The sequence below is a fragment of the Actinacidiphila bryophytorum genome (genome assembly GCF_016916835.1).
Classification (GTDB): domain Bacteria; phylum Actinomycetota; class Actinomycetes; order Streptomycetales; family Streptomycetaceae; genus Actinacidiphila; species Actinacidiphila bryophytorum.
Window position 1 is genome coordinate 305,335 of record NZ_JAFFIX010000007.1, and the last position, 26,799, is coordinate 332,133.

Below are 26,799 nucleotides of genomic sequence, written 5' to 3' on the forward strand. Positions count from 1 at the left end.
GGCCCGCGCCGCCGGGCGGACACCGCGTCGGCGTCCGCCCGGCAGTCAGGTCAGCGGCGGGCGGCGGGGACGTCCATCGCGGCGCACACGGCGCGCCAGACGTCCTTGGCCTCCCACCCGTCGTCCAGCGCCTGGTGGACCGTACGGCCGCCAAGTTCCGCCATGACATGGTCACGTGCGAAGGAGTCGGCGTAGGCGTCACCGAAGTGGGCGCGCATTCGTTCCCAGAAAATCGTCAACCGCATGGCTGCCAGTATCGCGCGCCCGCCGCGTGGATCCCGCCCGGCCGCCGTCACATGCCGGACAGAGCGCGTACTGCCGCGGTCACGAGCACCGCCGCCGCGATGACCACCAGGAAGGGCGCCCGCAGCAGCACCGCGGCCCAGGCCGCCGCCAGCCCGGCGGCGCGTGCGTCGAGGGTGAGCCGCAGCTGGTCGGTGCCGAAGGTCTGCAGTGCGGTGAGCGCGGCGAGCAGCGCGATCGGCACCAGCGCCGCGAGCCGCTTGACCAGCGGCCTTTCCAGCAGCCCCGCCGGTACCGACAGGCCCAGCAGCTTCACCGCGTAGCAGCCTGCCGCGGTCACCGCGATCGCCGTCCAGGAGTCGGCTGCCGTACTCATCGCCCCGCCTCCCCCGATGCCGTACCGGCCTGCCCTGCGCGACCGCCACGGCCGTCACGGCCGCGCCGGGTGGCCGCCAGCACCAGTGGCGCGGCGAGCGCGGCGACCAGCACCGGCACCCCGGCCGGCAGCAGCGGCAGCGCGGCCAGGGCGAGCAGTACGGCGAGCGCGGCCACGGACCGCTCCGTCCGCCCCTTGACCATCGGGGCCAGCAGGGCGAGGAATACGGCAGGACCTGCCGCGTCCAGGCCCCAGGCCGCGGGATCGCCCAGCGCGGAGGCGCCGAGCGCTCCGCCCAGGGTCGTGAGATTCCACAGGGCGTACAGGCTCGCCCCGGTCACCGTGAAGCCGAGCCTGGCGCGGGAGCGGTCCCGCTGGGCGAGCGCGACCGCGGACGTCTCGTCGATGACCCACTGCGCCGCGAGCGGCCGCAAGCCCGCCGGGAGCCGCAGCAGCTGGGACAGCCGCAGCCCGTAGAAGGCGTTGCGGGCGCCCAGGAAGAAGGCTCCGGCGGCGGCAGCGAACGGGCTGCCCCCCGAGCCGAGCGCGCTGACCAGGGCGAACTGGGAGGCGCCGGTGAAGACCAGCAGCGACAGCAGGCAGCTCTGCAGCACCGTGAGCCCGGCGCCGGCGGAGGTCACGCCGAAGGCGAATCCTGACAGGCCCACGGCCACGCCGACGCCGAGGGCGTCGCGGACCACGCGTGAGCGGGACGGGTGCGGGGGCTGCGGCCGGTCTGCGTCGGCCCTGCCGGATATCGGCGGTGCGGTCATCGGCCCAGACTAGGAAGGCGCAGGCGGCGGGTCTTGTACGTTCTTGCGTTCGCGCTGGTACGCCCCGGGCGGGACGCCGACGATCCGCGTGAAGTGTCGGTTCAGGTGCGACTGGTCGGTGAAGCCGACGGTGGTCGCGGCGGCGGCCGGCGCGACGCCCGCGTCCAGCAGTCTGCGGGCCTGCCGGACGCGCTCGCCGGTCAGCCAGGTGTGCGGGGGCAGTCCGTAGGCGGACTTGAACGCCCGCAGGAGCGCGAAGGGGCTGGTGCCGAAGTCCGCGGCGAGCTGTTCCAGGGTCGGCGGCTGCGCGAGGTCGGCCGTCAGCACGTCGCGGGCGCGGGCGGCGACGGCCTGCCCGGCCGAGCGTCCGCGCACCGCGACGGGGCCGGCCCCGTGCCGGGCGAGCACCCGGGCCAGCAGGAGGCGCAGCGCGGTGTCCGCCGCCAGCGCGTTGTCGCCCTCCGCCGCCGCGTGGACGTCGGCGATCATCCGGGCGGTGACCGGGTCGGCGAGGACGGTGGTGTCAAAGGCAGGCGTGCCGCGTGCCGCGGAGAGGTCGGCGGCCACCGAGGCGACCACCTGCCGTGCGGGGTAGAGGACGCGGTAGGCCCAGCCCTCCTCGGTGCCCGCGTACGCCGAATGCGGGGTCTCGGGGTTGATCAGCACGACACCGCCGGCACCGGCGCGCTCGGCGCCGTCCGGCAGCCCGATGCCCTCCACTCCCGCGGTGACCGCGGCGATCACGTAGCCGTCATGGGCATGCCGGGGGAAGGTGTGCCGGACGTAACGCGCCCGCAGCAGGTCCACCCCCGGCAGCGCCGGGTGCTCCCAGTGTCTCGCCTGCTCGCGGGCCGTCATGGGGCCATTGTGGCGTGACCGCGCCAGGAGTTATCCACAGGTGGCGATTCCGGCTCAGCGCGCTGTCGGTGCGGCGAGGCAGGATGGTGGCATGTCCAGTCGCAGCAGCCTCGACGCCTTCTCCCCCGCCACCCGCGCGTGGTTCACGGGGGCGTTCAGCGAGCCCACACCCGCCCAGGCCGGGGCGTGGACGGCCATCGCCGAGGACTCCGACGTGCTGGTCGTCGCACCCACCGGTTCCGGCAAGACACTCGCCGCCTTCCTGGCCGCGCTCGACCGGCTGGCCGCCACCCCGCCGCCGGCCGAAGCCCGCAAGCGCTGCCGGGTCCTGTACGTCTCGCCCCTGAAAGCCCTGGCGGTGGACGTGGAGCGCAATCTGCGCAGCCCGCTGGCGGGCCTGCGCCAGGAGTCGGTGCGCCTCGGGCTGCCGGAGCCGCAGGTGCGGGTCGGCATCCGCTCGGGCGACACCCCGCCGGCCGAGCGCCGCGCACTGGCCACCAGGCCGCCCGACATCCTCATCACCACCCCCGAGTCGCTCTTCCTCATGCTCACCTCCGCGGCACGGGACGCGCTGAGCGGGGTGGAGACGGTGATCCTGGACGAGGTGCACGCGGTGGCGGGCACCAAGCGGGGCGCCCACCTGGCCCTGTCCCTCGAACGACTGGACCACCTGCTGGACCGGCCCGCCCGCCGGATCGGGCTGTCCGCCACCGTGCGCCCGGTGGACGAGATCGCCCGCTACCTGTCGCCGCAGCGCAGGGTCACCGTCGTCCAGCCGCCGTCGCAGAAGGACTTCCAGCTGTCGGTGGTGGTGCCCGTCGAGGACCTGGCAGAGCTGGGCGGCTCGCCGGTCGCCGACCAGGCCGAGCACAGCGGCCCCGCCGCGGGTCCCGCCGAGCGGCCGTCGATCTGGCCGCACGTGGAGGAGCGGATCGCCGACCTCGTGCAGGCCCACCGCTCGACGATCGTGTTCGCCAACTCGCGGCGGCTGGCCGAGCGGCTGTGCAACCGGCTCAACGAGATCGGCCACGAGCGGGCGGAGGGCGAGGCGCTGCCCGAGGCCCACTCGCCCGCCCAGGTCATGGCCCAGTCGGGGGCGGCCCGCGGGGCTTCCCCCGTGCTGGCCAGAGCGCACCACGGCTCGGTGTCCAAGGAGCAGCGGGCGCTGGTCGAGGAGGACCTGAAGGCCGGCCGGCTGCCGGCCGTCGTCGCGACCTCCAGCCTGGAGCTGGGGATCGACATGGGCGCGGTCGACCTGGTCGTCCAGGTGGAGTCGCCGCCCTCGGTCGCCTCCGGGCTCCAGCGGGTCGGGCGCGCGGGGCACCAGGTGGGCGCGGTCTCCACCGGCGTGGTCTTCCCGAAGTACCGCGGTGACCTGGTGCAGTCCGCGGTGGTCACCGAGCGGATGCGGGCGGGGGCGATCGAGTCGCTGCGGGTCCCCGCCAATCCACTCGACGTGCTGGCCCAGCAGATCGTCGCGATGACCGCGCTGGACAGCTGGGACGTCGACGAGCTGCTGGCGGTGGTGCGGCGCGCGGCACCCTTCGCCTCGCTGCCGCACTCCGCCTACACGGCGGTGCTGGACATGCTCGCCGGGCGCTACCCCTCCGACGCCTTCGCCGAGCTGCGCCCGCGGCTGGTGTGGGACCGGGTGGCGAACACGCTGACCGGGCGGCCGGGGGCGCAGCGGCTCGCCGTCACCTCGGGCGGCACCATCCCCGACCGGGGACTTTTCGGAGTCTTCCTGGCGGGGGCCGACCCGAAGAAGGGCGGCGGGCGGGTCGGCGAGCTGGACGAGGAGATGGTCTACGAGTCCAGGGTCGGCGACGTCTTCACCCTGGGCACCACGTCCTGGCGGATCGAGGACATCACCAGGGACCGGGTGCTGGTCACACCCGCACCGGGGGCACCGGGGCGGCTGCCCTTCTGGAAGGGCGACCAGCTGGGCCGCCCGCTGGAGCTCGGCCGGGCGCTGGGCGCGTGGCTGCGTGAGGTCGGGGCGCTCACCGAGGGGCCGGCCAGAGAGCGGCTGTCGGCGGCGGGCCTGGACACCTGGGCCGCGGACAACGTGCTGGCCTATCTCGCCGAGCAGCGGCAGGCCTGCGGCCACGTCCCGGACGACCGGACGATCGTGGTCGAGCGCTTCCGCGACGAGCTGGGCGACTGGCGGGTGATCATCCACTCGCCGTTCGGCGCGCAGGTGCACGCGCCGTGGGCGCTCGCGCTCGGCGCGCGGCTGCAGGAGAAGTACGGCCTGGACGCGCAGGCGATGCACGCAGACGACGGCATCGTGCTGCGGCTGCCGGACGCCGACCTGATGGGGCTCGACCTGCTGGACGTCGACCCGTCGCGGCAGGGGGCCGAGTTCGACCCCGAGCAGTCGCCGGTCGGGGCCGCCGACGTCGCCTTCGACAAGGGCGAGGTCGAGCAGCTGGTCACCGACCAGGTGGGCGGGTCGGCGCTGTTCGCGTCCCGCTTCCGCGAGTGCGCGGCCCGGGCGCTGCTGCTGCCGCGCCGCAGCCCCGGCAAGCGCACCCCGCTGTGGCAGCAGCGCCAGCGTGCCTCGCAGCTGCTGGAAGTCGCCTCCGAGTACGGCTCCTTCCCGATCGTCCTCGAAGCGGTGCGCGAATGCCTCCAGGACGTCTTCGACGTGCCGGGGCTGGTGGAGCTGATGGGCGACATCGAGGCGCGCAGGGTGCGGCTGGTGGAGGTGACCACGACCGAGCCGTCGCCCTTCGCCAGGTCGCTGCTGTTCGGCTATGTCGCGCAGTTCCTCTACGAGGGGGACTCGCCGCTGGCGGAGCGGCGGGCGGCTGCGCTGTCGCTGGACTCGCGGCTGCTGGCCGAGCTGCTGGGTCAGGCGGAGCTGCGCGAGCTGCTCGATGCCGAGGTGCTGGCCGAACTGGACCGCGAGCTGCAGTGGCTGACCGAGGACCGCAGGGCCAGGAGCGCGGAGGGCGTGGCGGACCTGTTGCGGCTGCTCGGGCCGCTGACCGGGGCCGAGCTGTCCGCCAGGGGTGCGGACCCGGCGTGGGCGGCCGAGCTGGAATCCGCCCGGCGGGCGATCCGGGTGCGGATCGCCGGGGCCGAGCACTGGGCTGCGGTGGAGGACGCGGGGCGGCTGCGGGACGCGCTGGGCACCGCCCTGCCGGTGGGGGTGCCGGTGGCCTTCACCGAGCCGGTGAAGGACCCGCTGGGGGATCTGCTGGCCCGCTATGCCCGCACGCACGGGCCGTTCACGACCGGGGAGGCGGCGGCGCGCTTCGGGCTGGGGGCGGCGGTGGCCGACGGCGTGCTGCACCGGCTGGCCGCGGCGGGGCGGGTGGTGCAGGGCGAGTTCAGGCCCGGCGGGGCGGGCCAGGAGTGGTGCGACGCGGCAGTGCTGCGCCGACTGCGCCGCAGGTCGCTCGCGGCGCTGCGGCAGGAGCTGGAGCCGGTGCCGCCGGCGACGCTGGGCGTCTTCCTGCCGCAGTGGCAGCACATCGGCACGCACAGTCTGCGCGGAATGGACGGACTGGCGCGGGCCGTCGAGCAGTTGCAGGGCGCGTCGGTGCCGGCCTCCGCGCTGGAGAAACTGGTCCTGCCGTCCCGGGTGGCCGGCTACACCCCGGCGATGCTGGACGAGCTGACCTCCTCAGGCGAGATCCTCTGGGCGGGCGCCGGTGCGCTCCCCGGCAAGGACGGCTGGGTCTCGCTCTACCTCGCCGACACCGCACCGCTGCTGCTCCCCCACCCGCAGCCGCTGGAGCTGACCCCGCTCCACCAGGCGGTGCTGACCGCGCTGTCCGGCGGGTACGGGCTGTTCTTCCGGCAGATCGCCGACCAGGTGCGGGCCAGTGGCCTGGAGGTCGGCGAACCGCAGCTCGCAGAGGCCGTGTGGGACCTGGCGTGGTCGGGCCGGCTCACCAACGACACACTGGCACCGCTGCGCGCGCTGCTCGGCTCCGGCCGCACGGCGGGGGCGACCGCGCACCGGGCGCCTCGCTCGGTGCCACGCGGCCGGTACAGCTCGCTCGCCGCCCGGGCCGTGCCCCGCGCGACCGCGTCGCGCAACGGTCCGCCGACCGCCGCGGGGCGATGGTCGCTGGTGCCGGAGGCCGAGCAGGACCCGACGCTGCGCGCCCACGCCCTCACGCACTCGCTGCTCGACCGGCACGGCGTGGTGACCAGGGGTGCGGTGGCCGCGGAGGGCGTCGAGGGCGGCTTCTCCGCGGCCTACCGGGTGCTGGCGGCGCTGGAGGAGACCGGCCAGGCGCGGCGCGGCTATGTGATCGAGGGGCTGGGCGCGGCGCAGTTCGCGATGGACGGGGCGGTGGACCGCCTCCGTGCGCTGAGCACGGCCCGGGAGCGGGAGGAGGAGCAGGCAGGCCGCGCCAGGACCGTCGTGCTGGCCGCGGCGGACCCGGCCAACCCCTATGGCGCCGCGCTGCCGTGGCCCGAGCAGCCGCCGGGCGTCGGGCACCGCCCCGGCCGCAAAGCGGGCGCCCTGGTCGTGCTCACCGACGGCGAGGTCGCCCTGTATGTGGAGCGGGGCGGCAAGACGCTGCTGGCCTGGCCCATGGACGAGATACGGATGCAGGCCGCGGCCGACGCGCTGGCGCTGGCGGTCAGGGAGGGCGCGCTGGGCAGGCTCACCGTCGAGCGGGCGAACGGCGAGCCGGCGCTGACCTCGCCGCTCGGCCGGGCACTGGAGGCGGCGGGCTTCCACGCCACCCCCCGCGGCCTGCGGCTGCGCGACTCCCGCTGACCAGACCCCGTGCGGGGCTGCGGCGCCCGGGGGGATGATGAAGGGGTGCCTGAAGGAGACACGGTGTGGCTGACCGCCCGGCGGCTGGACGCGGCGTTGGCGGGCCGGCCGCTGGTGCGGGCGGACCTGCGGGTGCCGCAGCTGGCCACGGTGCGGCTGGAGGGCCGGCGCGTGCTGGAGGTGACCCCGCGGGGCAAGCACCTGCTCACCCGGCTGGACGGCGGCATGACGCTGCACTCGCATCTGCGGATGGACGGTGCCTGGCACCTCTACGCGCCCGGGGAGCGGTGGCGGGGCGGCGCCGAGCACCAGGTGCGGGCGGTGCTGGGGAATGCGGACCGGACGGCTGTCGGCTACCGGCTGCCGGTCCTGGAGCTGCTGCCCACGGCGGACGAAGCGCAGGTCGTCGGCCACCTCGGACCCGATCTGCTCGGACCGGGCTGGGACCCGGCGGCGGCACTGGCCCGGCTGGCGGCGGGGCCGGAGCGGCCGGTGGGTGAGGCGCTGCTCGACCAGCGCAATCTGGCCGGGATCGGCAATGTCTACGCGGCCGAGCTGTGCTTCCTGCGCGGGGTGACCCCGTGGACCCCCTTCGGCGAGGTCGGGGCGCCGGAGAAGCTGGTGGTGCTGGCCAAGCGGCTGCTGGAGGCCAACAAGGCCCGTCCCGGCCATGTGACGACCGGGGACACGCGGCGCGGGCGTACGCACTGGGTGTACGACCGGGCGCACCGGCCCTGCCTGCGCTGCGGCACCCCGGTCAGGGGCGGCGAGCACGGCCCGGCGGGGCAGCGCAGGGTGGCCTACTGGTGTCCGCGCTGCCAGCGCGGACCCGTACCGGCCGGTTAGCCGGCGGACTCGGGCGCCCTCAGGCAGCTCCGGCCCGGCGGGAGCGCCGGATGTGCGCCGGCACGGCGTGCAGGGGTATGAGGCCGAGGCTCCAGCCGCCCGCGGCCACGGCGCCCTGCCAGCCGGCCACCGCCTCGGGGCGTACCGCGAGCCGCAGCAGCGCCCCCCACCACAGCACCCCGCCGATCACACCGATGACGCAGCGCAGTATTCGCGGCCACGACGCGCGCCGGGCGGGTAGCAGGCGGAAGCGGGGCGGGACTGCCGGAGGTTCCTGCGGGAGTTCCTGGAGCGCATGCATGGCTGCCTCCTGTGACCCCGAGTTCGCGGCGGGGGCCGCACGGTGGCGGCCCCCGTACTGCCGACGGACTCCCGTACCCGAACGAGGCGGACCAGGCGCTCGGGCAGCGGGACGGTCAGTCGGGACGGGCGGATCAGGAGGGTCAGGCGTTCTCGGCCTGGAACATCCAGTGCGCCTTCTCCAGGTCGCGGGAGACGCCGATCAGGATGTCCTGGCTGACCGGGTCAGGCTTGTCCGTCAGTTCGATCCGCTCGCGCAACCGGGTGATGGTGGCGCCGAGCGCGGCGACCATGATCTCGACGACCTCGGTGTCCTTGACCCAGCCGTCGGTCACCGTGTCGATGCCGCTCGTCTTGGCGACCGTCCCGGCGCGGCCGTCCGGTGAGACGCCGATGGCGGAGGCACGCTCGGCCACGGTGTCCGCGTGGGTCCTTGCACTGTCGACGACCTCGTCGAGCTGAAGGTGGATCGACCGGAAGCGCGGCCCCACGACGTTCCAGTGCACCTGCTTGGCCAGCAGCGACAGGTCGAGAAGGTCGACCAGAGCGCCCTGCAGGGCGTCTCCCACGGCCTTGCGGTCGGCTTCGGACAGAGGGCTCTTCACGACACTCATGCGGTTCTCCCTGCGGATCGACGCGTTCGGACCCGATATGACCGGTTGCGGTCGTAATCGGACCTTCTCCGCCTACCCTGCCTCGCCGTTCCGAACACGGCAAAGGCAGATCCGCCGCGGCAGGCCGCCGCACGCACCGCCCGCCTGGGCGGGCGGCGGGAAATCAGGCGGCGACGACGTCCACGGCTTCCGCGGACTTCTTCGGTGCCTTGATGGTGATCCGTTCGTCCGGAGCGGACGTGACGGACGTGACCGATGTGACTGTGCCGAGCAGCGGCCGCATCGGTGCGGCAGTGGCCTCGGACGCCGCGGACTGTGCCAGCTCGGCGAGCGACAGATCGTCGCTGACCTCACGCATCACCTCGGACATCGGTACGTCCAGGGCGTCGCAGATCGCGGAGAGCAGTTCGGAGGAGGCCTCCTTCTGCCCCCTCTCGACCTCCGACAGATAGCCGAGCGAAACCCGGGCGGACGAGGAGACCTCGCGCAGGGTGCGGCCCTGGCGCTGGCGCTGCCGACGCAGCACGTCACCCAGCAGGCGACGGAGCAGAATCATCGGTGGCTCCCTCCTCGGATCGCGGTACCGCATCCTTCTCGCCCCACCGTACCGCCTCGGGCACCGGCCGTGCGGGGAGCAAAGACGTGTTCACTCAGGGCTGCAAACATCCCGCCCCCCCGGTGTTCTTCCCTGTACTCCGCCGCTGAACGCACACCGGGCCGGTTATTCGGAGACCTTCCGAAGTTGTCCGACCAGCAGATCGAGCACGGCCGCGACGGATGCCCCGCGGATGGCGGCGCGGTCCCCGGCCAGCCGCAGCGCTGTGACCTCGCAGGCCCCGCCGGGACCGGCCACCGCCACGAAGACGGTGCCCACCGGCTGCCCGTCCTGCGGTTCCGGGCCCGCGACGCCGGTGGTGGCGGCACCCCAGTCCGCGCCGAGCCGCCGGCGTACGCCCTCGGCCATCTCGCGCGCCACCTGTGCGTCCACCGCTCCCCGCTCGGCAAGCAGGGCGCCGTCCACGCCGAGCAGCTCCTGCTTGAGCACGGTCGCATACGCCGTGACGGACCCGCGGAAGCTGCGGGACGCACCGGGCACCCCGGTCAGCTCGGCGGCCAGCAGGCCGCCGGTCAGCGACTCGGCGACCGCCAGCGTGGCGCCCCGCCCCTCCAACAGCCCCAGCGCCTCGACGGCCGAGGCCGCCGCCGACGCGGCCGACGCCGCCATATCGTCCGCTGCGGCCGTCATACGCCCTGCTCCGGCCCGCCCGAGGGCTCGGCGGCCTCCCGGGCGGCCTCCCCCGCCGCCTTCCGCTCCGCGGCCAGACCGGCCCGGCGCAGCACGACGGCCTGCCGTACGTAGTCGAGCCCGGTCACCACCGTGAGCAGCACCGCGAGCGCCATCAGCCAGGCGCGGGTGCTGGCCAGCGGACCGGTGAGCACCAGGATGTACATGCCGACCGCGACGCCCTGGGTGAGCGTCTTGAGCTTGCCTCCCCGGCTCGCCGGGATCACCCCGTGTCTGATCACCCAGAACCGCATCAGCGTGATGCCCAGCTCACGGAAGAGGATCACCGCGGTGACCCACCACGGCAGGTCGCCCAGCGCCGACAGGCCGACGAGCGCCGCCCCCATGATCGCCTTGTCGGCGATCGGGTCGGCGATCTTGCCGAAGTCGGTGACCAGCCCGTAGCGCCTGGCCAGCTCGCCGTCGAAGAGGTCGGTGATCATCGCGATGGCGAAGGCCGCCCACGCGAAGGAGCGCCACTTCGGGTCCTGCCCGTCGCCGTGCACGAGCAGCAGCACGAAGCCGGGGACCAGCACCAGCCGCGTCATGGTCAGCAGGTTGGCGATGTTCCACAGGCCGGCCTTGCCCGCCCCGGAGTCAGCCGCCTGAGCGCTGTCCGCGACCGGGTCGACGAGCGAGGCGGGCGCGACGGTGGCACCTGCCGCGCCCGTGCCCGACGCCGTCTCCTGCGGTGTGCCGGCCCCGTTCGGGGAGGCCGAGGAGGACGAGGAGGAAGAAGACGATGAGGAGGAAGAGGGGGAAGGGGACGCGGCCGGCGCGGGGGCTCCGCTCATCTGCCCACCACCGCCGGTCCCGCCGCGGCCGCGTCGTCGCCCGGCGAGGCGGGAGCGCCGACGGAGGCGGCCCCGCCGAGCGGTTCCGCGACCAGGTCCACGCCCCGCGTCCCGGTCACCTTCGCGGTCACGTAGCTCCCGGGCCTCGGCTGCCAGGTCTCGTCGTCGCAGAACAGCATGACCTGGCCGTCCGTCTCGGGCGCCTGGTGGTCGGCGCGGCCGGTGACCTCGCCGGTCTCCTCGTCCACCGCCTCGACCAGCACCCGGACGGTGTCCCCGAGCCGCTCCTCCGCGCGCTGCGCGGTCAGCTCCTCCGCGAGCCGGGAGACCCGGGCCAGCCGTGCGGCGACCACGTCGTCGTCCAGCTTGCCGTCGTAGCCGGCCGCCTCGGTGCCGTCCTCGTCGGAGTAGCCGAACACCCCGATCGCATCGAGCCGGGCGGCGCTCAGGAAGCGTTCGAGCTCGGCCAGGTCGTCCTCGGTCTCGCCGGGGAAGCCGACGATGAAGTTGGAGCGGACGCCCGCGGAGGGCGCCTTGGCGCGGATCGAGGCGAGCAGGTCGAGGAAGCGCTCGGTGTCGCCGAAGCGCCGCATGGCCCGCAGCACCGCGGGCGCCGAGTGCTGGAAGGACAGGTCGAAGTACGGCACCACGCCGGGTGTGGAGGTCAGCACGTCGATGAGCCCGGGGCGCATCTCGGCGGGCTGCAGGTAGCTGACCCTGACCCGTTCGATGCCGTCCACGGCCGCCAGCTCCGGCAGCAGCGTCTCCAGCAGCCGGATGTCGCCGAGGTCCTTGCCGTAGGAGGTGTTGTTCTCGCTGACCAGCATCACCTCGCTGACGCCCTGGGTGGCCAGCCAGCGGGCCTCGCCGAGGACGTCGGAGGGGCGGCGGGAGATGAAGGAGCCGCGGAAGGACGGGATCGCGCAGAAGGTGCAGCGCCGGTCGCAGCCGGAGGCGAGCTTCACCGAGGCGACGGGCCCGGAGTCCAGCCGCCGCCGGAGCGGTGCGCGCGGGCCTGACGCGGGCGCGACGCCCTCGGGCAGGTCCGCGAGGTCCACGGCCGGCCCGCCGTCCGCCGCGGCACCCTGCCCTGCCGGCGACAAGCCACCGTTCGGGTGAACCTCTTGCGCGTGACCCGGCAGTGCCACGGTTGACGCCTGGCGTTCCGCGGGGGTGATCGGCAGCAGCTTGCGCCGGTCGCGCGGGGTGTGCGGGGCGTGGACGCCGCCGGCCAGGATGGTCCGCAGCCGCTCGGAGATGTCGGCGTAGTCGTCGAAGCCGAGCACGCCGTCGGCTTCCGGCAGCGCGTCGGCCAACTCCTTGCCGTACCGCTCGGCCATGCAGCCGACAGCGACGACGGCCTGGGTGCGGCCGTGGTCCTTGAGGTCGTTGGCCTCCAGGAGGGCGTCCACGGAGTCCTTCTTGGCCGCCTCGACGAAGCCGCAGGTGTTGACGACAGCCACGTCGGCGTCCGCCGCGTCCTCGACCAGTCGCCAACCGTCCGCCGCCAGCCGGCCGGCGAGCTCTTCGGAGTCCACTTCGTTACGGGCGCATCCGAGCGTGACAAGGGCGACGGTACGGGTTTCGGGCATGCACTCAGACTACCCGCTGCCTTCTCGCACCCCTCGCGCCTCGGCCGCCGATGGCCGGAACCCCTCGCGGGGCCCGGCGCCGGCATGTCCTAGCCCTGGGTCGGGTCCCCTGGGGTGTAGGTCAGGCGCACCACCTGGCCGTCGTCACCGGCCGCACCCAGGTCCTTGCCGTTGACGAAGAGCTGCACCGCGCCCGCGTTGCCGACGACCAGCTTGATCTTCTTGTCGTCGGTGAAGGTCTGCGAGTCGCCCTTCTTCAGCGAGCCCTGGAAGAGCCGCTTGCCGTTGTGGTCGGTGGCCTGCACCCAGCTGACGCCGCCCTCGGCGCTGATCTTGACCGTGACCTTGCCGGGCGGGGCGGCCGCGATGGCGCTGCCCGTCGGGTCGGGGGTCGGCGGCAGGGTGCCCTGCGTGGTCTGGGTGGTGGGCGTCGTGGCGGTGCTGCTCGGGGTCGGCGGGGCGGGGTCGGCCTTCGCGCCGTTCCCGTTGTCGTTGCCGGTGAAGGCGGTGTACCCGACGAAGCCGATGACGGCGACGATGGCCGCGACCATGGCCGCGGTCCAGTTGGGCCGGCGCGGCTCGGAGCGGATCTTCTCGGCCGAGTAGAGCGGTGCGACCGGGGCCGCCACGACCTCCGTACCGTGCTCGGCCGCGTACTGTGCGATCAGCGGCTCGGGGTCGAGGCCGACGGCGCGGGCGAGCGTGCGGATGTGGCCGCGGGCGTAGACGTCGCCGCCGCAGCGGGAGAAGTCGTCCTGCTCGATCGACTGCACGATGGGGACGCGCACCCGGGTACTGGTGCTGACCTCGTCGATGGAGAGCCCGGCGGCGATGCGGGCCTGGGCGAGGGCATGACCGACCGAAGGCCGGTCTTCGGTGGGCGTATTGCCGATGGACACGAGGGCGCCTTTCGAGCGTGCAGCCGCCTGCTGGGAGTTCAGTCTAGGGGGGGCAGGAAAACGGTGGGCAAGCGGACGGCCGGTTTCTGTCCGCCATCAGGATGTCGTCCTCCCTGCCGAAGTTGACGTACGAACAGATCAAACGGTTGCCCGGAAAATCCGACCGCTTTCGCCCACCGTCCGCGTGTCGCGATCACGCCCGTCGCGAACGGCCGTCCCGGGGTCGCTTTCACGCCCCGCCGCGGATCTCGGTGAGCACTCCGTCCAGCTCGTCCGCCTTCACCATCACGTCGCGCGCCTTGGACCCCTCGCTGGGGCCGACGATGCCGCGCGACTCCATCAGGTCCATCAGCCTGCCCGCCTTGGCGAATCCCACACGCAGTTTGCGCTGGAGCATCGAGGTCGAGCCGAACTGTGTGGAGACCACCAACTCGGCGGCCTGGCACAACAGGTCCAGGTCGTCGCCGATCTCCTCGTCGATCTCCTTCTTCGGGCCGCTGCCGACGGTGACGTCGGTGCGGTAGGAGGGGGTGAGCTGCGCTTTGCAGTGGTCGACGACCTTGGCGATCTCCTCCTCGGTGACGAAGGCGCCCTGCATGCGGATCGGCTTGTTCGCGCCCATCGGCAGGAACAGCCCGTCGCCCTTCCCGATGAGCTTCTCGGCCCCCGGCTGGTCCAGGATGACCCGGCTGTCGGCCAGCGAGGAGGTCGCGAAGGCCAGCCGGGACGGCACGTTGGCCTTGATCAGGCCGGTGACGACGTCGACGCTGGGCCGCTGGGTGGCGAGCACCAGGTGGATGCCGGCGGCCCTGGCCAGCTGGGTGATGCGCACGATCGAGTCCTCGACGTCGCGCGGCGCGACCATCATCAGGTCGGCCAGCTCGTCGACGATCACCAGCAGGTACGGGTACGGCGTCAGCTCGCGCTCGCTGCCCTCAGGGGTCCTGGCCTTGCCCGAGCGCACCGCCGCGTTGAAGTCGTCGATGTGCCGGAAGCCGTACGCGGCCAGGTCGTCGTAGCGCAGGTCCATCTCGCGCACCACCCACTGCAGGGCCTCGGCGGCCCGCTTGGGGTTGGTGATGATCGGGGTGATGAGGTGCGGGATGCCCTCGTACGCGGTCAGCTCGACGCGCTTGGGGTCGACCAGCACCATACGGACCTCGTCCGGGGTGGCGCGGGCCATCACCGAGGTGATCAGGCAGTTGATGCAGGACGACTTGCCGGAGCCGGTGGCGCCGGCCACCAGGACGTGCGGCATCTTGGCGAGGTTGGCCATCACGTAGCCGCCCTCGACGTCCTTGCCGAGGGCGACCTCCATCGGGTGGTCCTCGCCCGCGGCCTCCGCCGAGCGCAGCACGTCGCCGAGGTTGACCATCTCGCGGTCGCTGTTGGGGATCTCGATGCCGACCGCGGACTTGCCGGGGATGGGGCTGATGATCCGCACGTCGGGGCTGGCCACCGAGTAAGCGATGTTCTTGGCCAGTGCGGTGATCCGCTCGACCTTGACCGCGGCGCCCAGCTCCACCTCGTAGCGGGTGACCGTCGGGCCGCGGGTGAAGCCGGTGACGACCGCGTCGACCTTGAACTCCTTGAAGACCTGGCTCAGCGAGGCGACCACCGCGTCGTTCGCGGCACTGCGGGTACGTCCGGGGCCGCCGCGCTCCAGCAGGTCGAGCGAGGGCAGCGCGTAGGTGATGTCGCCGGACAGCTGCAGCTGCTCGGCCCGCGGCGGCAGCGGCTCGCCGGGGTCGGCGGACTGCTTGGTGAGGTCGGGGACGCCGGAGCCGGTGTCCTCCTCGGCGCGGGCGGCCGGCACCGGCTTCTTGATCCCGGTGGTCAGGTCGGCGACCAGCGGCGAGGGCTGCAGCCCGTGCAGGACCGCGCCGTCCAGTGCCGCCGCGGCCGCCGCCGCCACGTCCACCGCGTCGGGTGCCTGGGCGCCCGCGGGCAGCGCCTCGGGGCGGCGGCGGGGTCTGCGGCGCGGCTTGGGCTCGTCGCCTGCCGGCAGTCCGTCGGCGCCCAGGTCGCTGTCGACGTCGTAGGGCTCGTCGGACGTCTTGGAGAAGCGGGTGGGAAGCCGTCGGACCGGTGACTCGTCCTCGTCGTCCCGGCGGCCGGGCAGCGCGTCCGGCTCGTCGGCGTCGAAGAAGTCCTCCAGCGGCACCGCGTCCGGATCCGGCGGCGGGGCGTAGAGGCCGAGTCGTGCACCGGCGGCCCGCAGCCGGGTCGGTACGGCGGCGACCGGGGTGGCGGTGACGACCAGCAGGCCGAAGGCGGTCACGAGCAGCAGCAGCGGGGCGGCCAGGAAGCTGCCGACGGTGGAGACCAGCGGGGCGGCGGCGGCCCAGCCGATCAGGCCGCCGGCGTCGCGCAGGGCCGTGGCGCCGTCGCTGCGGGTCGGTGAGCCGCAGGCCAGGTGGATCAGCCCGAGGGCGCCGATGACCAGGGCGGACAGGCCGATCACGATCCGGCCGTTGGCCTCGGGCTGCTCGGGGTGCCGCATCAGGCGCACCGCGACCGCCCCGAGCAGCAGCGGCACCAGCAGGTCGAGCCGGCCGAAGGCGCCGGTGACGAGCATCTCGACCAGGTCGCCGACCGGTCCCTGGAGGTTGGACCAGGTGCCGGCCGCGACCACCAGGGTCAGGCCGAGCAGCAGCAGGCCGAGGCCGTCCTTGCGGTGCGCGGGGTCCAGGCCGCGGGCGCCGCGTCCTATACCCCGGAAGACCGCGCCGACGGTGTGCGCCACGCCCAGCCACAGGGCGCGGAACATCCGGTAGATGCCGCTGGTCGGCGAAGGGGCCGGTTTGGGCGCGGGTTTGGCCGCCGCTGTCGCCTTCTTGGCGGGCGGTTTGGCGGCGGCGCTCTTCGCCGCGGGCTTCTTCGCGGCGGACTTCTTGGCCGCAGGCTTCGCCGGGGCTTTCTTGGCGGTGCCGGACGTACGTGGGGCCATGGTGCCGAGGTTACCGCCCTTGTGATCGGGGAACACGCGTGCTTGCGGATACGCCCGTTCGTGTCGGGCCGCCGCCGCCACGGCGTTGACGTGGCGTCAACCGGCGTTGTCCGGCCCCCCGCGGACCGGACCCGTACTCACCGCACCCCGCGGGGTCAGTCCCCGGTGGCCTGCCGCACGATACTCCCGCCGCTGCCCGGCTCCAGCGCGTCCAGCGCCCGGCGCAGACCGGTCAGCTTGCGCTCCAGGTGGGCAGCGGTGGCCACGGCCGCCGCGTCGGCGGACTCGCCGAGCTGTTTGCTCAGCGCCTCGGCCTGCTCCTCGACCGCCGCGAGCCGCGCCGACAGCTCGGCCAGCAGGCCGGCCGGCTCCTTCGAGCCGTTGGACTCCGCCCCCGAGGGCAGGCCCTGCTCCAGCTGGAGCCGCAGCAGTCCCGCCTGCTCACGCAGCTGGCAGTTCTTCATGTACAGGTCGACGAAGACCGACACCTTGGCCCGCAGCACCCACGGGTCGAACGGCTTGGAGATGTAGTCGACCGCGCCCGCCGCGTAACCCCGGAAGGTGTGGTGCGGGCCGTGGTTGATCGCGGTCAGGAAGATGATCGGGATGTCCCGGGTCCGCTCCCGCCGCTTGATGTGCGCCGCGGTCTCGAACCCGTCCATGCCCGGCATCTGGACATCGAGCAGGATCACCGCGAAATCGTCGGTGAGCAGCGCTTTGAGCGCCTCCTCCCCGGACGATGCCCTGACCAGAGTCTGATCGAGCGCCGAGAGAATCGCCTCCAGCGCCAGCAGATTCTCCGGCCGGTCATCGACCAGGAGGATCTTGGCCTTCTGCACCATGGCCCGCCCTCCTCGCCCCGGCATCACACCGGTCGCCGCCCCCGGGGACGACTCCGTCGCGCCGCCCGTCCTTGTGCCGGTCATGGTAGCCGCACCCCGCCGTTCGCCACACCCTGTCACCGCCACGTCACTCACCACACACCGAAAACGCTGGCGGAGACGAGAAGGTTCCCTGATCCTCTCGTCCTCACACCCCGTCAGACGCATGAGTTGGTAAAACTTCAACTTTTCTTCGTCAGCGGGCGTGCATCCACTCCTCCATCAGCGTCAGCAGGTGGTCGGTGTCCACCGGTTTGGCGACATAGTCCGACGCTCCCGACTCGATGCTCTTCTCCCGGTCGCCCTTCATGGCCTTCGCGGTCAGCGCGATGATCGGCAGCCCCGCGAACTGCGGCATCTTGCGGATCGCCGTCGTCGTGGCGTAGCCGTCCATCTCCGGCATCATGATGTCCATCAGCACGATCGCGATGTCGTCGTACTGCTCGAGCACCTCGATGCCCTCCCGGCCGTTCTCGGCGTACAGCACCGTCAGGCCGTGCTGCTCCAGGACGCTGGTGAGGGCGAAGACGTTGCGGATGTCGTCGTCGACGATCAGCACCTTCTCGCCGCTGAAACCGCCGGAGAAGCCCGAGTAGGAGGGCGGCTGGCTCTCCTCGGGCCACGCCTCCTGCGCGGCGCCGTTCTGCGCCTGGGCGGCCGGCAGCTGGGCCGGCTGCTGGGCCGAGCGGCGGCGCAGCCTCGCCAGGCTGCTGCCGGGGCTGCGAGTACGGGAGGCGGCCTCCTGGTCGCCCGTGCCGGGCGGCAGCTGCGGCAGCGCCTGCGGGACCTCGCCGAGGCTCAGCGGCAGATACAGCGTGAACGTCGAGCCGCGGCCGGGCTGGCTGTCCGCGTGGATCTCGCCGCCGAGCAGCCGGGCGATCTCCCGGCTGATCGACAGGCCCAGGCCCGTACCGCCGTACTTGCGGCTGGTGGTGCCGTCGGCCTGCTTGAACGCCTCGAAGATCACCCGCATCTTGCCGGCCGCGATGCCGATGCCCGTGTCGGTCACCGAGAACGCGATCAGCGGCTGGTCGGGCTCGCGCAGCGTGCCGGCCTCCAGCAGCTGCTCGCGGATCGACTGCGGCACCTCGTTGCCCGCCGGCCTGATGACCAGCTCCACCGAGCCGCTGTCGGTGAACTTCACCGCGTTCGACAGCAGGTTGCGCAGCACCTGGAGCAGCCGCTGCTCGTCGGTGTGCAGGGTGACCGGGAGTTCCGGCGAGACCCGCACCGAGAAGTCCAGGCCCTTCTCCGCGGTCAGCGGCCGGAAGGTCGCCTCCACGTAGTCGACCAGCTGCACCAGGGCGATACGGGTCGGCGAGACGTCCATCTTGCCGGCCTCGACCTTGGACAGGTCCAGGATGTCGTTGATCAGCTGCAGCAGGTCCGAGCCGGCGCCGTGGATGGTCTCGGCGAACTCGACCTGCTTGGGCGAGAGGTTGCCGTCGGCGTTGTCGGCCAGCAGCTTCGCCAGGATCAGCAGCGAGTTGAGCGGGGTGCGCAGCTCGTGCGACATGTTGGCGAGGAACTCCGACTTGTAGCGCATCGAGACCGCGAGCTGCTCGGCGCGCTCCTCCAGGACCTGCCGGGCCTCCTCGATCTCGGTGTTCTTGACCTCGATGTCGCGGTTCTGCCGGGCCAGCAGCTCCGCCTTCTCCTCCAGCTCAGCGTTGGACAGCTGCAGCGCCCGCTGCCGGTTCTCCAGCTCGGCCGAGCGCTCCTGGAGCTGCTCGGTCAGCTCCTGGGACTGCTTGAGCAGGCCCTCGGTCTTGGTGTTGACGCTGATCGTGTTGACGCTGATCGCGATGATGTCGGTGATCTGGTTGAGGAAGTCCTTCTGGATCTGCGTGAAGGGCTGGAAGGCGGCCAGCTCGATGACGCCGAGCACCCGGCCCTCGAACAGCACCGGCAGCACGATCACATGCGACGGCGGGGCGTCGCCCAGCCCCGAGGTGATCTTCAGATAACCCGGCGGGACATGCTCGATGAGGATCGACCGCTTCTCCACCGCGGCCTGCCCGATAAGCCCCTCGCCCGGCAGGAAGACCGTCGACATGGTCTTGCGCGAGAAGCCGTAACTGCCGCGCAGCCGCAGCTCGTACTCCTCGCCGACCTCCGTGGTGTCCTCGGCGAGGAAGAAGGCGCCGTGCTGCGCGGAGACCACGGGGGTCAGTTCGCTCATGATCAGCGCGGCCACGTCGCCGAGGTCCCGGCGGCCCTGCATCAGACCGGAGATACGCGCCAGGTTGCCCTTGAGCCAGTCCTGCTCCTTGTTGGCGAGCGTGGTCTCGCGGAGCCGGACGATCATGGTGTTGATGTAGTCCTGCAGCTCCAGGATCTCGCCCGCCGCGTCCACGTCGATGCGCAGGTTGAGGTCGCCGCGGGTCACGGCGGTGGCGACCTGGGCGATGTTGCGGACCTGGCTGGTCAGGTTGTTGGCCATCAGGTTGACGGACTCGGTCAGGTCCTTCCAGATGCCGCTGACGCCCGGCACGCGCGCCTGGCCGCCGAGCCTGCCCTCCGTACCCACCTCGCGCGCGACCCTGGTGACCTCGTCACCGAAGGCGGACAGCTGGCCCACCATCGTGTTGATGGTGGTCTTCAGCTCCAGGATCTCCCCGCGCGCGTCCACGTCGATCTTCTTGGACAGGTCACCGCGGGCCACCGCCGTGGTCACCTGGGCGATCTGCCGCACCTGGCCCGTCAGGTTGGACGCCATGCCGTTGACGGACTCGGTGAGGTCCTTCCAGGTGCCGCTGACGCCCGGCACGCGCGCCTGGCCGCCCAGGATGCCCTCGGTGCCCACCTCGCGGGCCACCCGGGTCACCTCGTCACCGAACGCCGACAGCGTGTCCACCATCGTGTTGATGGTCTCCGCGAGCTGCGCGACCTCGCCGCGCGCGTCCACGGTGATCTTCTTGGTCAGGTCGCCGTTGGCGACGGCGGTGGCCACCGAGGAGATCGACCGCACCTGGCTGGTCAGGTTGCCCGCCATCAGGTTGACGTTGTCCGTGAGGTCCTTCCAGATGCCGGACGCGTCGCGGACCCGCGCCTGCCCGCCGAGCTGGCCTTCGGTGCCCACCTCGCGGGCCACCCGGGTCACCTCGTCGCCGAACGCCGACAGGGTGTCCACCATCGTGTTCACGGTGGTGACCAGCGCCAGGATCTCGCCCTTGGCGTCGACGGTGATCTTCCGCGACAGGTCGCCCTGGGCGACCGCGCTGGTCACGTCGGCGATGTTGCGCACCTGGCTGGTCAGGTTGTTGGCCATGAAGTTGACGGACTGCGTGAGGTCCTTCCAGGTGCCGCTGACACCCTTGACCTCCGCCTGGCCGCCCAGGATGCCCTCGGTGCCCACCTCGCGCGCGACCCTGGTGACCTGCTCGGCGAACGACGAGAGCTGGTCCACCATCGTGTTGAGGGTGTTCTTCAGCTCCAGGATCTCCCCGCGCGCGTCCACGTCGATCTTCTGCGACAGGTCGCCGCGCGCGACCGCCGTCGCGACCTGCGCGATGTTGCGCACCTGGCCGGTCAGGTTGCCCGCCATGAAGTTCACCGAGTCGGTCAGGTCGCGCCACACACCGGCGACGCCCGGCACCTGCGCCTGCCCGCCCAGCCGCCCGTCGGTGCCCACCTCGCGGGCCACCCGCGTCACCTGCTCGGCGAAGGAGGACAGCTGGTCCACCATCGTGTTGATGGTGTTCTTCAGCTCCAGGATCTCCCCGCGCGCGTCCACGTCGATCTTCTGCGACAGGTCGCCGCGCGCGACCGCCGTGGTCACCTGGGCGATCTGCCGCACCTGGCTGGTCAGGTTGCCCGCCATGAAGTTGACGGAGTCCGTGAGGTCCTTCCAGGTGCCGCTGACCCCGTCCACCCGCGCCTGGCCGCCCAGCCGGCCCTCGGTGCCCACGTCGGTGGCCATCCGGGTCACCTGGGCCGCGAAGGAGCCGAGCTGGTCGACCATCCGGTTCACGGTGTTCTTCAGCTCCAGCATCTCGCCGGAGACGTCGACGGTGACCTTCTGCGACAGGTCGCCGTTGGCGACCGCCGTGGTGACCTGCGCGATGTTGCGGACCTGGCCGGTCAGGTTGCGGAAGGCGGTGTTCACCGAGTCGGTGAGGTCCTTCCACGTCCCCGCCGCACCCGGCACCTGCGCCTGACCGCCCAGGATGCCCTCGACGCCGACCTCGCGGGCCACCCGCGTCACCTCGGCGCCGAAGGCCGACAGCTGGTCGACCATCGTGTTGACGGTGTTCTTCAGCTCCAGCATCTCGCCGGAGACGTCGACCGTGACCTTCTGCGACAGGTCGCCGCCCGCGACCGCGGTCGTGACCTGCGCGATGTCACGCACCTGGGCCGTCAGGTTGCGGAAGGCGGTGTTCACCGAGTCGGTGAGGTCCTTCCACGTGCCCGCCGCACCAGGCACCTGCGCCTGACCGCCGAGCTGGCCCTCGGCGCCGATCTCACCGGCGACCCGGGTCACCTCGTCGGCGAAGGTTCGCAGCGTCTCGGTCATCGCGTTGATCGTCTCGGCGAGCTGCGCGACCTCGCCGCGCGCGCCGATGGTGATCTTCTGCGTCAGGTCGCCGTTCGCGACCGCCGTGGTCACCTGCGCGATGTCCCGCACCTGGGCCGTCAGGTTGCCGGCCATCAGGTTCACCGAGTCGGTGAGGTCCTTCCACACCCCGGCCACGCCCGGCACCTGCGCCTGGCCGCCCAGTTCGCCCTCGGTGCCGACCTCCCGGGCGACCCGGGTCACCTCGGAGGAGAACGAGGAGAGCTGGTCCACCATCGTGTTGACGGTGTTCTTCAGCTCCTGCATCTCGCCCGCGACATGCACGGTGACCTTGCGTGACAGGTCGCCCTTGAGGACCGCGTTCGTCACCATCGCGATGTCGCGGACCTGCGCGGTGAGCCGGTACGCCATGGTGTTGACGGAGTCCGTCAGGTCCTTCCAGGACCCCGCCATGCCGCGGACCTTCGCCTGACCGCCGAGCTTGCCCTCGGTGCCGACCTCGCTGGCCACCCGGGTCACCTCGTCGGTGAACGCCGACAGCTGGTCGACCAGGCCGTTGACCGTACGGCCGACCTTGAGGAACTCGCCGCGCAGCGGGTGCGCGGACCCGTCGGGATTCTGCGCACGCAGGTCCATGCGCTGCTCCAGGTCGCCCTCGGCCACCGCCGACAGCACCCGGCCCACCTCGGACACCGGCCGCACCAGGTCGTCCACCAGGGCGTTCGAGGCCTCGATGGCCGCAGCCCACGCACCCTCGCAGGCACCGGTCTCCAGCCGCTCGGTGAGCTTGCCCTCGCGGCCGACGACCCGGCGCACCCGCGCCAACTCGCCCGTGAGGTGCTGGTTGCGGTCGGCGACCTCGTTGAAGACGGCGGCGACCTCCGCCATCACCCCGTCCCCGGTCACCGTCAGACGCCGGCGGAAATTGCCGTCCCGCATCGCGGCAAGCGCGGCGAGCAGCTTGGTGAGCGCGGCAGAATCGACCTCTACGGTCCCGCCGGCCCGGGAACGCCCGTTCTTCGTACGCGTGACTGCGCCCCGCGCCGATGCGCCAGACTCCACCGTGTCCCTCCTGGAGGGTCGATCGACCTGCATGTACCTGACCTAGGCGCCTCCAGTCTTCCACCTTCACCTACCGGGCCGACAACATCCTGCGTAACCCGTGCACGGCGACCTCGTTGGCGCTAGGCACCGGCGGCCCGCCGTGCACACAGCGCATCCGGCAAGGCACGTTCCGGTTTGACAGCCGCAACTGACGCCCGGGGCGCTACGCACTAGCCTTGCCTGATGGCAGTACGACGCACGGTGCACGGGCGGGAGACCGAACGTGGCGCGACCCGGCACCTGCTGCGGGACACCACCGAAACCGTCAAGAGGAGATCCGTGATCACGGCTCGGGCATCGGCCAGCTTCGAACCGGTGGGGCGGTCGGTCGCCGTGGCCAGGGCCTTCGTACGCGACACCCTGCACGGCTGGGGCTTCGCCGACGTCGTGGACGACGCCGTGGTGCTGACCAGCGAACTGGTCACCAACGCGGTGGTGCACGCCGGAACAGCCGCCGACGTGCGCTGCCTGCGCTACGAGACGGCCGTACGCGTCGAGGTCGCCGACCACTACCCGGAGCGCGAGGTGCCGCTGCAGGGCCGCGGCAGGACGCACCGCGACCCCGACCACGAAGGCGGCCGCGGACTGCTGCTGTGCGCCGCCCTCGCCAGCCGCTGGGGCGTGGAGTACACGGCGGCGGGAAAACACGTCTGGTTCCAGCTCGACCTGCCCGAGCGCCCCGCCGGAACCCGCTCCGCGGGACCGCTGCTGCCCGCCGCCGACCTGCCCGTCGCCGACGAGCGGGTGCGGGTCGCCGTCGTCCAGGTCGACAGCCGCGGCGCCATCACCCGCTGGAACGACGACGCGGCCGTCCTCTTCGGCCACCCCGCCGACGACGTCGTCGGCAAGTCGCTCGCCGACTTCACCGCCTGGCCGCAGACCCCCGGCACCGGCATCGGCCTGGCCGAGGCACTCCAACTCTCCCGCTGGGAAGGCACCTACGGGCTGCGCAACAGCGACGGCAGGGTCCTGCCCGTCTACGGCTCCCACCTGCGCGTCCGCGACAGCTCGGGCGAGCCCTCCACCGTCTGCCTGCTCGTGCGCGTCGAGGAGCGCGCCGTCCTGCAGACCCCGGCCCGCGGCAGCGCACCCTCCGACGCGGGCCTGGCCCAACGCGGCAAGAACGCCGACGCCTTCGAGGTCTTCATCGGCTCGCCCGCACCCGACGACCTCGACAGCCTGCTCCAGCGCACCGTCGAACGCGCCCGCGACATGCTCGACGGCGACGCCGCCTACCTGCTGCTCGCCACCGACGACGAGACCGAACTCGAAGTACGCGCCTCCACCGGCCTGCCCTCCGCGCGCCAGCGCTTCGCCCGCGTCCCCGTCGAGGCCGGCACCGGCCGCTACGGCAGCGCCCGCATGCCGGCCGTGCACGAGGACCTGACGGCGGTACCCGGCGCCGTACCGCTGCTGTCGGGCACCGGGATGCGCTCGGTCGTCACCGTGCCGCTCAAGGTCGAGGGCCGGCTCACCGGGTCCCTCGGGGTGGCCGCAGAGGCGCCGGGCCGCTACTCCAACCAGGAGGCGCTGCGGCTGCAGTTCGCGGCCGACCGCATCGCCCTGGCCGTCGAGAGCGCCCGGCTCACCGAGCTGGAAAGGCTCCGCCGCGGCTCCCTGTCCTTCCTCGTCGAGGCCTCCGACCTGCTGGCCGGCACTCTGGAACGCGACCAGACACTCGCGCTGATGGCCCAGATGACCGTGCCCACGCTGGCCAGTTGGTGCGCCGTCTACACCATCGCCGAGCAGTCGGAACCCGAACTGGCCTTCGTCCTGCACGAGGACGAGGACCGCATCGACGGCATCAAGGCCCTGCTCTCCCAGGTCCGCGCCCCCGAACCGGACCCCACCCCCGGCGCACGCGCCTGGACCGCCCCCTCCGACGCGGCGCACTCCAGCGCCCTGCGCGCCTCCCTGCGCAGCCTGGGCGTCGGCCCCAGCGGCTCGGGCACGATCCCCGGGCGTGCCCCCAGCACCCCCGGCGTGGCCCTTGCCACGGCAGCGGCCGTCGGCGGCGAGACGGTCGTCCTGCCGCTGGTCGCCCGCAACCGCGTCATCGGCATGCTCACCCTCGGCAAACCCTCGGACGAGCGCTTCCGCCAGGAGATCCTGGAGCTGGCCGAGGACCTCTCACGCCGCGCCGCACTCGCCCTGGACAACGCCCGCCTCTACAGCGAGCGCACCGCCATCAGCCAGGCCCTCCAGCGCAGCCTGCTCCCGCCGGAACTGCCCCAGGTCCCCGGCGTCGAGGTCGAAGTCGTCTACCGCGCCGCAGGCGAGGGCAACGAGGTCGGCGGCGACTTCTACGACCTCTTCCCGATCCGCGACGGCTGCTGGGGCTTCGCCATCGGCGACGTCTGCGGTACGGGACCCGAGGCTGCAGCGGTCACGGGCCTCGCCCGGCATGCCCTGCGCCTGCTGGCCCGCGAGGGCTTCGGCGGCCCCGCGGTCCTGGAACGCCTCAACGCCGCCATCCTCGACGAAGGCGCCCGCAGCCGCTTCCTGACCCTGCTCTACGGCGAGCTGTGGCCGCAGCACGACGGCAGTGCGGTGCTGCGCATGGTCTGCGCGGGCCACCCGCTGCCGCTGCGGCTGCGCCCGGACGGCACGGTGGAGCCCGCGGCCGAACCGCAGCCGCTGCTGGGCGTCATGGACGACCTGGAACTCGTCGAGCAGTCCGTCACGCTGGACCCGGGCGATGTCCTGCTCTGCGTCACCGACGGCGTCACCGAGCGCCGCGAGGGCACCAGGATGCTCGGCGACGACGGCCTCGCGGACGTCCTGGCGACCTGTACGGGCCTGACGGCGGGTGCGGTCGCGGCACGTATCCAGCGCGCCGTCGAACGCTTCGCCTCCGACGCGCCCTCGGACGACATGGCCATTCTCGCGATGCGGGTGCCGGCCCTCCCGGAAAGCTGACCGCGGCGGGCGGTGTCCCCTTCTCCCCGCTCTTCCCGTACATGCAGAAAGGCCTCCCGCCGACGGCGGGAGGCCTTTCCTTGTCAGAGCCCCAATACGGAATCGAACCGTAGACCTTCTCCTTACCATGGAGACGCTCTACCGACTGAGCTATTGGGGCGCGTCGACGGGAAGATCGTAGCCCATGAACGGCTGTGCGGGAAACTCGGCCGAGGTTCTGCCGAGCCCCGGCTCAGTTCCCGCCCGGGCCGGGGTCGAACGGGCTCAGATCAGCCCGCCCAGGGCGTTGCAAGTGTCCGCCATGTGCGTCAACTCCCGCTGCGTGATACCCGGGTGCACCGGCAGCGACAGGGTGTCCGCTACCACCCGCTCCGTCTGCGGCAGCACGGCCCCCGAGCGGTGCGCAGGCATCCGGTGCACCGGTACGGGCACGCTCACCGTCGCCTGCACCCCCCGGGCGGCCAGGGCGGCGGCGAAGGCGTCCCTGTCGGGCCGGCCGTTGCCCGGTATCCGCACGGTGTAGCGGTGGTAGAGGTGGTGCGCCCCCGGCTCGGTGTAGGGCACGATGACCCCCTTCAACGCCGAGTCCAGGAAGCGCGCGTGCGCCCGGCGCCGCGCGACGGCTCCGGTGTCCTCCGCACGCCCGCCCTCGGCGCCCTCTTCCACCACGGCCAGCGAGCGGCGCTCGGCCAGCTCGTTGAGCTGCGACATGGGCGCCGGGTGCCCGAACACGTGAACCGGCACTATGGCCGCGGTCCGTGAGGTGACGCCGGCCGCGACCGCGTCCGGGTCCAGGCAGAACGTCCGCGGGTCTATGTCCGCGAACACCGGTACGGCACCGGCCAGTCGTACGGCATCGGCGGGCGCGCCCGGCCCGAAGGACGGCACGATGACCTCGTCGCCCGCCCCTATCCCCAGCTTCACCAGCGCGTCGCGCAGAGCGGTGGCCGTCGTGTCCGAAGCGATCCTGTGCCGCCGTCCGGCAGTCGTCATCTGCTGCACGTCTCCACACCTCCGCCTGTCGGGGCGCCCAGAGTCTCTGCACGACGTGAACACCGGGTAACGGGCAGCAAAAAAGCCCCGGCCCCCGAGACAAAACTCG

General features: G+C 72.7%; 18 protein-coding genes and 1 tRNA gene. 3 read left to right on the forward strand and 16 right to left on the reverse strand.

The features are described from left to right. Positions 1 to 50: 50 nt before the first annotated feature. From JT723_RS13695 to JT723_RS13710, 4 genes are read right to left on the reverse strand one after another with little or no spacing between them, the layout of a single operon-like run. Complete coding sequence (locus tag JT723_RS13695) at positions 51 to 245, reverse strand: DUF3046 domain-containing protein (RefSeq protein WP_033173851.1); 195 nt, start codon at positions 243 to 245, stop codon at positions 51 to 53. Between the two features lie 47 nt (positions 246 to 292). Continuing rightward, entirely contained in the window at positions 293 to 619 is a 327-nt protein-coding gene (locus tag JT723_RS13700) for an AzlD domain-containing protein (RefSeq protein ID WP_205044841.1), read from the reverse strand. Further along, positions 616 to 1,392 carry an AzlC family ABC transporter permease gene (locus JT723_RS13705; protein WP_205044842.1) on the reverse strand — a complete coding sequence of 259 codons (777 nt, stop codon included), beginning with the start codon at positions 1,390 to 1,392 and terminating at the stop codon, positions 616 to 618. Before JT723_RS13705 ends, JT723_RS13700 begins: the two co-directional genes overlap by 4 nt. Positions 1,393 to 1,401: 9 nt before the next feature. Beyond that, positions 1,402 to 2,250, reverse strand: coding sequence for an AraC family transcriptional regulator (locus JT723_RS13710; protein ID WP_205044843.1), 849 nt, complete (start codon positions 2,248 to 2,250; stop codon positions 1,402 to 1,404). Between the two features lie 91 nt (positions 2,251 to 2,341). Between JT723_RS13710 and JT723_RS13715 the strand changes: the two genes are divergently transcribed. Both JT723_RS13715 and JT723_RS13720 read left to right on the forward strand, forming a co-directional pair. Beyond that, positions 2,342 to 6,997, forward strand: coding sequence for an ATP-dependent helicase (locus JT723_RS13715; RefSeq protein WP_205044844.1), 4,656 nt, complete (start codon positions 2,342 to 2,344; stop codon positions 6,995 to 6,997). Positions 6,998 to 7,042: 45 nt separating this feature from the next. Further along, on the forward strand, positions 7,043 to 7,843 hold the full coding sequence (locus JT723_RS13720) for a DNA-formamidopyrimidine glycosylase family protein (protein WP_205044845.1): 801 nt from the start codon (positions 7,043 to 7,045) through the stop codon (positions 7,841 to 7,843). A gap of 19 nt (positions 7,844 to 7,862) precedes the next feature. Here the strand turns inward: JT723_RS13720 and JT723_RS13725 are convergent, their stop codons facing one another. The 10 genes from JT723_RS13725 to JT723_RS13770 form a co-directional block, all read right to left on the reverse strand. Continuing rightward, entirely contained in the window at positions 7,863 to 8,144 is a 282-nt protein-coding gene (locus JT723_RS13725; RefSeq protein ID WP_240165539.1) for a hypothetical protein, read from the reverse strand. 142 nt (positions 8,145 to 8,286) lie between these two features. Further along, entirely contained in the window at positions 8,287 to 8,757 is a 471-nt protein-coding gene (locus tag JT723_RS13730) for a Dps family protein (RefSeq protein ID WP_205044846.1), read from the reverse strand. A gap of 163 nt (positions 8,758 to 8,920) precedes the next feature. Continuing rightward, positions 8,921 to 9,313: a helix-turn-helix domain-containing protein gene (locus tag JT723_RS13735; RefSeq protein ID WP_205044847.1), complete on the reverse strand. Its 393-nt coding sequence runs from the start codon at positions 9,311 to 9,313 to the stop codon at positions 8,921 to 8,923. 165 nt (positions 9,314 to 9,478) lie between these two features. Then, positions 9,479 to 9,982 (reverse strand): CinA family protein, encoded by a 504-nt coding sequence (locus tag JT723_RS13740; protein WP_205044883.1) that lies wholly within the window; start codon positions 9,980 to 9,982, stop codon positions 9,479 to 9,481. Positions 9,983 to 9,999: 17 nt separating this feature from the next. Continuing rightward, positions 10,000 to 10,836, reverse strand: a complete 837-nt coding sequence (gene pgsA, locus JT723_RS13745) for a CDP-diacylglycerol--glycerol-3-phosphate 3-phosphatidyltransferase (RefSeq protein WP_205044848.1) — start codon at positions 10,834 to 10,836, stop codon at positions 10,000 to 10,002. Further along, entirely contained in the window at positions 10,833 to 12,428 is a 1,596-nt protein-coding gene (gene rimO, locus JT723_RS13750) for a 30S ribosomal protein S12 methylthiotransferase RimO (protein WP_205044849.1), read from the reverse strand. Before rimO ends, pgsA begins: the two co-directional genes overlap by 4 nt. Positions 12,429 to 12,517: 89 nt before the next feature. Beyond that, a complete protein-coding gene (locus tag JT723_RS13755) occupies positions 12,518 to 13,327 on the reverse strand; it encodes a helix-turn-helix domain-containing protein (protein ID WP_205044850.1) in 810 nt (269 codons plus the stop codon). Positions 13,328 to 13,556: 229 nt separating this feature from the next. Then, complete coding sequence (locus tag JT723_RS13760) at positions 13,557 to 16,277, reverse strand: FtsK/SpoIIIE family DNA translocase (RefSeq protein WP_205044851.1); 2,721 nt, start codon at positions 16,275 to 16,277, stop codon at positions 13,557 to 13,559. A 155-nt stretch (positions 16,278 to 16,432) separates the two neighbouring features. After that, positions 16,433 to 17,119 (reverse strand): response regulator, encoded by a 687-nt coding sequence (locus JT723_RS13765; RefSeq protein WP_205044852.1) that lies wholly within the window; start codon positions 17,117 to 17,119, stop codon positions 16,433 to 16,435. A gap of 235 nt (positions 17,120 to 17,354) precedes the next feature. Beyond that, on the reverse strand, positions 17,355 to 22,736 hold the full coding sequence (locus tag JT723_RS13770; RefSeq protein WP_205044853.1) for a HAMP domain-containing protein: 5,382 nt from the start codon (positions 22,734 to 22,736) through the stop codon (positions 17,355 to 17,357). A gap of 321 nt (positions 22,737 to 23,057) precedes the next feature. Between JT723_RS13770 and JT723_RS13775 the strand changes: the two genes are divergently transcribed. Then, complete coding sequence (locus tag JT723_RS13775) at positions 23,058 to 25,697, forward strand: SpoIIE family protein phosphatase (RefSeq protein WP_205044884.1); 2,640 nt, start codon at positions 23,058 to 23,060, stop codon at positions 25,695 to 25,697. Positions 25,698 to 25,784: 87 nt separating this feature from the next. On the opposite strand, the gene JT723_RS13780 is transcribed toward JT723_RS13775, so the two are convergent. Both JT723_RS13780 and JT723_RS13785 read right to left on the reverse strand, forming a co-directional pair. Continuing rightward, positions 25,785 to 25,857: transfer RNA gene (locus JT723_RS13780), tRNA-Thr, on the reverse strand. A gap of 104 nt (positions 25,858 to 25,961) precedes the next feature. Next, complete coding sequence (locus JT723_RS13785; protein WP_205044854.1) at positions 25,962 to 26,690, reverse strand: DegT/DnrJ/EryC1/StrS family aminotransferase; 729 nt, start codon at positions 26,688 to 26,690, stop codon at positions 25,962 to 25,964. Between the last annotated feature and the right edge of the window lie 109 nt (positions 26,691 to 26,799).

Bases quoted from the DNA above. Each gene is read 5' to 3' on its own strand.
- JT723_RS13695 (WP_033173851.1), bottom strand. From the start codon at position 245: ATGCGGTTGACGATTTTCTGGGAACGAATGCGCGCCCACTTCGGTGAC.
- JT723_RS13700 (WP_205044841.1), bottom strand. From the start codon at position 619: ATGAGTACGGCAGCCGACTCCTGGACGGCGATCGCGGTGACCGCGGCA.
- JT723_RS13705 (WP_205044842.1), bottom strand. From the start codon at position 1,392: ATGACCGCACCGCCGATATCCGGCAGGGCCGACGCAGACCGGCCGCAG.
- JT723_RS13710 (WP_205044843.1), bottom strand. From the start codon at position 2,250: ATGACGGCCCGCGAGCAGGCGAGACACTGGGAGCACCCGGCGCTGCCG.
- JT723_RS13715 (WP_205044844.1), top strand. From the start codon at position 2,342: ATGTCCAGTCGCAGCAGCCTCGACGCCTTCTCCCCCGCCACCCGCGCG.
- JT723_RS13725 (WP_240165539.1), bottom strand. From the start codon at position 8,144: ATGCATGCGCTCCAGGAACTCCCGCAGGAACCTCCGGCAGTCCCGCCC.
- JT723_RS13730 (WP_205044846.1), bottom strand. From the start codon at position 8,757: ATGAGTGTCGTGAAGAGCCCTCTGTCCGAAGCCGACCGCAAGGCCGTG.
- JT723_RS13735 (WP_205044847.1), bottom strand. From the start codon at position 9,313: ATGATTCTGCTCCGTCGCCTGCTGGGTGACGTGCTGCGTCGGCAGCGC.
- JT723_RS13740 (WP_205044883.1), bottom strand. From the start codon at position 9,982: ATGGCGGCGTCGGCCGCGTCGGCGGCGGCCTCGGCCGTCGAGGCGCTG.
- pgsA (WP_205044848.1), bottom strand. From the start codon at position 10,836: ATGAGCGGAGCCCCCGCGCCGGCCGCGTCCCCTTCCCCCTCTTCCTCC.
- rimO (WP_205044849.1), bottom strand. From the start codon at position 12,428: ATGCCCGAAACCCGTACCGTCGCCCTTGTCACGCTCGGATGCGCCCGT.
- JT723_RS13760 (WP_205044851.1), bottom strand. From the start codon at position 16,277: ATGGCCCCACGTACGTCCGGCACCGCCAAGAAAGCCCCGGCGAAGCCT.
- JT723_RS13765 (WP_205044852.1), bottom strand. From the start codon at position 17,119: ATGGTGCAGAAGGCCAAGATCCTCCTGGTCGATGACCGGCCGGAGAAT.
- JT723_RS13785 (WP_205044854.1), bottom strand. From the start codon at position 26,690: ATGACGACTGCCGGACGGCGGCACAGGATCGCTTCGGACACGACGGCC.